Origin of the sequence: Piscibacillus sp. B03, assembly GCF_052246295.1 — a bacterium.
GTDB lineage: Bacteria > Bacillota > Bacilli > Bacillales > Alkalibacillaceae > Piscibacillus.
Genome location: NZ_JBQQCO010000051.1, coordinates 1 through 4,818, shown reverse-complemented (window position 1 = coordinate 4,818; position 4,818 = coordinate 1). Strand labels below are relative to the sequence as shown.

Below are 4,818 nucleotides of genomic sequence, written 5' to 3'. Positions count from 1 at the left end.
GTTGATTGGTTTGTGGAAATGCGTGAACATTACGGGGTTAACAGAATCGTGGCCGATACATTTAGGCTGGATTTGGTCAAAACCGCATTAGAAGCGGAAGGGTTTGAACTGATTTATATTCGAAATCCTAAAGCAATTCACAGCAAATTAGCCCCAAGAGTTGAGACAATCTTTGCTAATCATAATGTCATCTTTGGAGATAACCCACTCATGCGTTGGTACACCAATAATGTGTACGTCAAAATTAAGAAAGATGGTAACAAAGAATACCTGAAGAAAGATGAAGTTAGACGTAAAACGGATGGGTTCCAGGCATTTATTCACGCTTTGTTTGAAGCGGATAATGTTTTAGAAGAGGAAGAAGATTTCTTCTTAGATGATATTGCTTTTTAAGGGGGTGAAAACTATTTGGGTTTATTAGACATTTTTACACGAAATTATGATGAGCTTGATTTTATGTATGATATTGATTTGTTAGATGATACATCGGATCGCGTTTATTATAAACGCTTAGCAATTGCGACTTGCGTTAATTTAATCGCACGAACGATTAGCCAGTCAGAATTTCGAATTAAAAAGCAAGGTGACGTTCAATATGATGAGTTTTATTACAAGTTTAACGTTCGACCCAACCGCAACCAGTCAGCAAGTGAGTTTTGGGAAACATTTGTTTACAAGCTCATTCATGATAATGAAGTTTTGATTGTGAAAACCGATACCGATGATCTGTTGATTGCGGATGATTTTTCGAGAACAGAGTATGCGATGAAGGATGATGTTTTTAGAGATGTAACCGTGAAAAACTATACATTCCGACGAACTTTTTTATCGAGTGATGTGATTTATATAACTTATAGCAATGTAGATCTATCACGTTTAATTAATAGTTTATATGCTGATTATGGCGAGCTGTTTGGACGAATGCTTGAATTTCAATTACACAATAATCAAATAAGAGCAACCGTTGATACAGAGGGGTCTTATGCTAAAGATAAAGACACCTCAACTAGATTGCAAAATTTCATTAATCGAATGTATGAAGCGGTTAAGAAAAAGACGTTTGCCATCATCCCGCAACAAAAAGGATTTACTTACAACGAAAAAACGGATCGATCTTCAACCAGTGTTGAGGAAATTAATAAAATCACAAATGGCTTTTTAGACCATGTGGCCAGAGCCTTAGGAATACCACCGGCTTTAGTCCGTGGAGAAATGGCTGATGTAGAAAAAAGCACACGTAATTACATGACATTTTGTATTGATCCAATCCTTAAAAAAGTTAAAGATGAGTTAAGTGGTAAATTCATCACTAAAACAGCCTTTATGAATGGAGAACGATTGGATATTAGACGTGTTTCTTACCGCGACTTGTTTGACCTAGCTTCAGCAATTGATAAACTCATCTCATCTTCTGCGTTTACTGGAAATGAGATAAGAGAGGAGGCGGGTTATGAGAGGTCAGATGATGAATTATTGGATAAACATATCATCACGAAAAACTATACTGAATTAGCAGATTTACTTGAAGGGGGTGATCAAGAATGAACTGGAAAGAAGAACTCAAAAATATGATGAATAAGAAGTCAAGCATTCGATTGGAAACGAAGGACGATAACAAAGAAGCACAGCTTTATATTTATGGCCCGATTGGTGGATTTCTGTTTAGCGAAAACAGTGCCCAGGGCATTAAACGTCGTTTGCATGGTGTTGATGCTGAAACAATTCACGTTCATATTAATTCACCAGGTGGGTCAGCGTTTGATGGTGTGGCGATTGGTAATCTATTAAAAAGTCATAAGGCTGAAATTGTAGTTCATGTGGATGGGTTAGCTGCGAGTGCTGCGTCAGTAATTGCTATGGCAGGTGATAAAATCATTATGCCTGAAAACACCATGATGATGATTCACCGAGCAAGCACGATTGAATATGGTAATGCGGATGTATTTGAAAAAACAGGGGCTGATCTACGCAAAATTGATTCAGCTTTAGCGGCATCATACAAGAAACGTTTTGTTGGAACAGATGAAGAATTGAATCAATTGTTAGATGACGAAACGTTTTTAACAGCTGATGAAGCTGTCGCCTTTGGATTGGCTGATGTAGTTGGAGATGAGATTGAAATCCCATCACTTGAAGATTTAGATGATGATGAGGGTGAAGATGATGAATTTGAGAACTTCAAAGAAAGGCTTGTTGCAAAGTATGCAGCCCAAGCCAAGCCACAATCGAATAACCAAGAATCTGAAGAGCCTGAATTAGATCCGGAACCAAAACGGAATCTTTCAGAGCTCTTTTTAAATTTATAAAATATTGGAGGAATGAAATCATGACAATTAAATTCAATAATTTTGAAGAGAAGAAATTAGCGTTTGCGAAAGCAACTAAAGAAGGAACAGAAGAGGAACAATCACAAGCACTCAATGAAATGCTTGAATCTTTAGCCCAAGATGTTCAATCAGATATTCTAAATCAAGTTAATACTCAAATGGCAGATAATGCTGTTCTTCAGTCACGTGGTCAGAATGTCCTTACTTCGGATGAATACAAATTTTTTAATGCAGTAGTCGAAGAAGGTGGATTTACAGATAAAGAAATGCTTCCAGTAACTACTCAAGAACGCGTGTTTGAAGATTTACGCAAAGAACATCCGTTATTAGATGCGCTTGGCTTGCAAAACCTTGGAGCTGTGACGGAGTATATTTTTAGTAATCCAGAAGGTGCAGCCGTATGGGGGCCTTTATTTGATGGCATAAAAGGTCAGTTAAATGCAGCGTTTCGAAAAGTCTCTATTAGTCAATTGAAACTAACAGCGTTTATCCCACTTTCTAACGATATGCTTAAGTTAGGACCTGAATGGATTGAACGATATGTTCGTACGATGATGACTGAAGCAATGGCTGTTGGTTTGGAACAAGGATTTGTTGCGGGTACTGGTCAAAATCAACCAATTGGTTTACTTAAAAATGTTGATAGTGAAACCGGGGCCGTTTCTGATAAACCATCATCTGGTACATTAACATTTAAACGTGGCGAAACCATGATTGATGAATTAGCAGGTGTGGCTGAAAACTTAGCCATCTATACAGATGCGAATGGAGAAGAGCAAGTTCGCAAAGTAGAAAACAAACTGGTCATGGTGATGAACCCTAAAAACAGTTTTCGTATTAAAGCTAATGCGACTATTCAAAACGCAAGTGGTGTTTATGTTACCAACTATCCTCTTAACTTCAAAGATTATGAATCTATTTTTGTGCCTGAAGGAAAAGTATTATTCTTCTTGCAAGGAGAATATTTAGCTGCTATGGGCGGTCGTGATCCAATTAAAAAGTTTGAACAAACATTAGCGCTTGAAGATGCAACAGTTTATATCGCTAAACAATACGCAACTGGTAAACCGAAAGATAATAATGCAGCTGCGGTATATGATTTAGATTTGGGTGGCACAACAACGACCACTACTACAACAAGCGCGTAATGAGGTGATGTGATTGGAAGAAATCACTCAAGATATTCTAAAGGAATTTAAAGAACGAATGCACATTACACACAGTGGAGAGGACGACAATTTAAAGAGATTGTTGTCCTTTTCTGTTTCTGCAATTCAAAGTAATTGTGGGCCATTCGATATAACCGGTGAAACAGATATCGATAATCGTGCTAAAGAATTGGTGTTCGAACGAACACGTTATATCTATAACGATGCACTAGAATATTTTGAAGATAATTTTTTGAGTGAGATTACTAGCTTAGGGATCGATATTGAATTAAATCGAATGGAAGATGAAACAACCACTGATGGAGGTGGATAAGATGAGGCGATTTGAATATAAACCTCCGCGTGTTCATAGTGGCGAACTTAGAACACCTGTTATCTTTTATAAATATGTGCCTAAAGAAGGACCTGAACCTGGTCAAGAAAAAAAGAAAGTCCTTTTTAGCACTTGGGCTAAAATTGACAAGGTGTGGTTAAGAGATTTAGAACAAGCGAAAGCGAATGGAACGTTATCCGATATCACCATCACCATTCGAGATCCACAAGCTGAATATATTCCAACAAATAAACATTATGTCGAAATTGACGCTCCAGAATACAAAGGTAAACATTATAACATTAAAGATGCGCAGCCAGACCTTCAAGAAAAATCATTTATTAATGTGATTGCGAGTCTATCATCATGAGTGTCAAGATTACCGGTTTAAATCAGTTAATAAAAGAACTGGAACAGCGCCTGGGTAAACAAGCAATGCAACGCATAAGTGATGACGCATTGAAAAAAGGGGCTGAAGTATTTGTTAAGGAATTGAAAAGTCAGTTTGAATCCTTTAAAGATACCGGGGCATCTATTGATGAAATCACCATATCTGAACCGATGTGGGAAGCTGGTGTGCGAACTGTCAAAGTACATTGGAAAGGACCAAAGGATCGTTATCGCATTATTCATTTAAACGAGTTTGGAACCGTTCAAAATCCGAACCCACGAGGAAAAGGAGCTATTGCAAGAGCTTTACGCAATGCTGAAAGAAAGTATCGTCAGGTTGTCAAAGAAGCCATTGAAAGGGGGATTTGATGGAGTATCAATTTTATGAAGCGTTTATGGCTGATTCACTTATTCAAGAAAAAGTTGGTCAGCGCATTAAGTTTTACGAATACCCAGATACAGACGATTTAAAAGAGGGACCGTTTATTGTGATTGATCCATTAGATCCTCCGTTACCTTCAGACTACGCCGATAATCAATGGTTAACCGAAGATTATCTTTATCAGATTGAAGTGTGGTCTCTAGATAAAACAGATCGTAATTTAGTAGCTCGAAGGAT

General features: G+C 37.5%; 6 protein-coding genes and 2 pseudogenes. All 8 read left to right on the top strand.

The genetic code is table 11. The features are described from left to right. A pseudogene (locus ACTWQB_RS16670) lies at window positions 1-393 on the top strand (terminase large subunit); the annotation flags it as partial. Between the two features lie 15 nt (window positions 394-408). Then, window positions 409-1,545, top strand: a complete 1,137-nt coding sequence (locus ACTWQB_RS16665) for a phage portal protein (protein WP_443140290.1) — start codon at window positions 409-411, stop codon at window positions 1,543-1,545. Further along, entirely contained in the window at window positions 1,542-2,306 is a 765-nt protein-coding gene (locus tag ACTWQB_RS16660) for a head maturation protease, ClpP-related (protein ID WP_443140289.1), read from the top strand. Before ACTWQB_RS16665 ends, ACTWQB_RS16660 begins: the two co-directional genes overlap by 4 nt. 20 nt (window positions 2,307-2,326) lie before the next feature. After that, complete coding sequence (locus ACTWQB_RS16655) at window positions 2,327-3,475, top strand: phage major capsid protein (RefSeq protein WP_443140288.1); 1,149 nt, start codon at window positions 2,327-2,329, stop codon at window positions 3,473-3,475. A gap of 58 nt (window positions 3,476-3,533) precedes the next feature. After that, window positions 3,534-3,809: a phage gp6-like head-tail connector protein gene (locus ACTWQB_RS16650; RefSeq protein WP_443140291.1), complete on the top strand. Its 276-nt coding sequence runs from the start codon at window positions 3,534-3,536 to the stop codon at window positions 3,807-3,809. 1 nt (window position 3,810) lies between these two features. Beyond that, on the top strand, window positions 3,811-4,179 hold the full coding sequence (locus ACTWQB_RS16645) for a phage head completion protein (RefSeq protein WP_443140287.1): 369 nt from the start codon (window positions 3,811-3,813) through the stop codon (window positions 4,177-4,179). After that, window positions 4,176-4,568, top strand: a complete 393-nt coding sequence (locus tag ACTWQB_RS16640; protein WP_443140286.1) for an HK97-gp10 family putative phage morphogenesis protein — start codon at window positions 4,176-4,178, stop codon at window positions 4,566-4,568. The genes ACTWQB_RS16645 and ACTWQB_RS16640 overlap by 4 nt, the downstream gene beginning before the upstream one ends. Continuing rightward, window positions 4,568-4,818 (top strand): annotated as a pseudogene (locus tag ACTWQB_RS16635) (hypothetical protein); the annotation flags it as partial. The gene ACTWQB_RS16640 and the pseudogene ACTWQB_RS16635, both read left to right, overlap by 1 nt.

Bases quoted from the DNA above. Each gene is read 5' to 3' on its own strand.
- ACTWQB_RS16650 (WP_443140291.1), top strand. From the start codon at position 3,534: ATGCACATTACACACAGTGGAGAGGACGACAATTTAAAGAGATTGTTG.
- ACTWQB_RS16655 (WP_443140288.1), top strand. From the start codon at position 2,327: ATGACAATTAAATTCAATAATTTTGAAGAGAAGAAATTAGCGTTTGCG.
- ACTWQB_RS16645 (WP_443140287.1), top strand. From the start codon at position 3,811: ATGAGGCGATTTGAATATAAACCTCCGCGTGTTCATAGTGGCGAACTT.
- ACTWQB_RS16660 (WP_443140289.1), top strand. From the start codon at position 1,542: ATGAACTGGAAAGAAGAACTCAAAAATATGATGAATAAGAAGTCAAGC.
- ACTWQB_RS16640 (WP_443140286.1), top strand. From the start codon at position 4,176: ATGAGTGTCAAGATTACCGGTTTAAATCAGTTAATAAAAGAACTGGAA.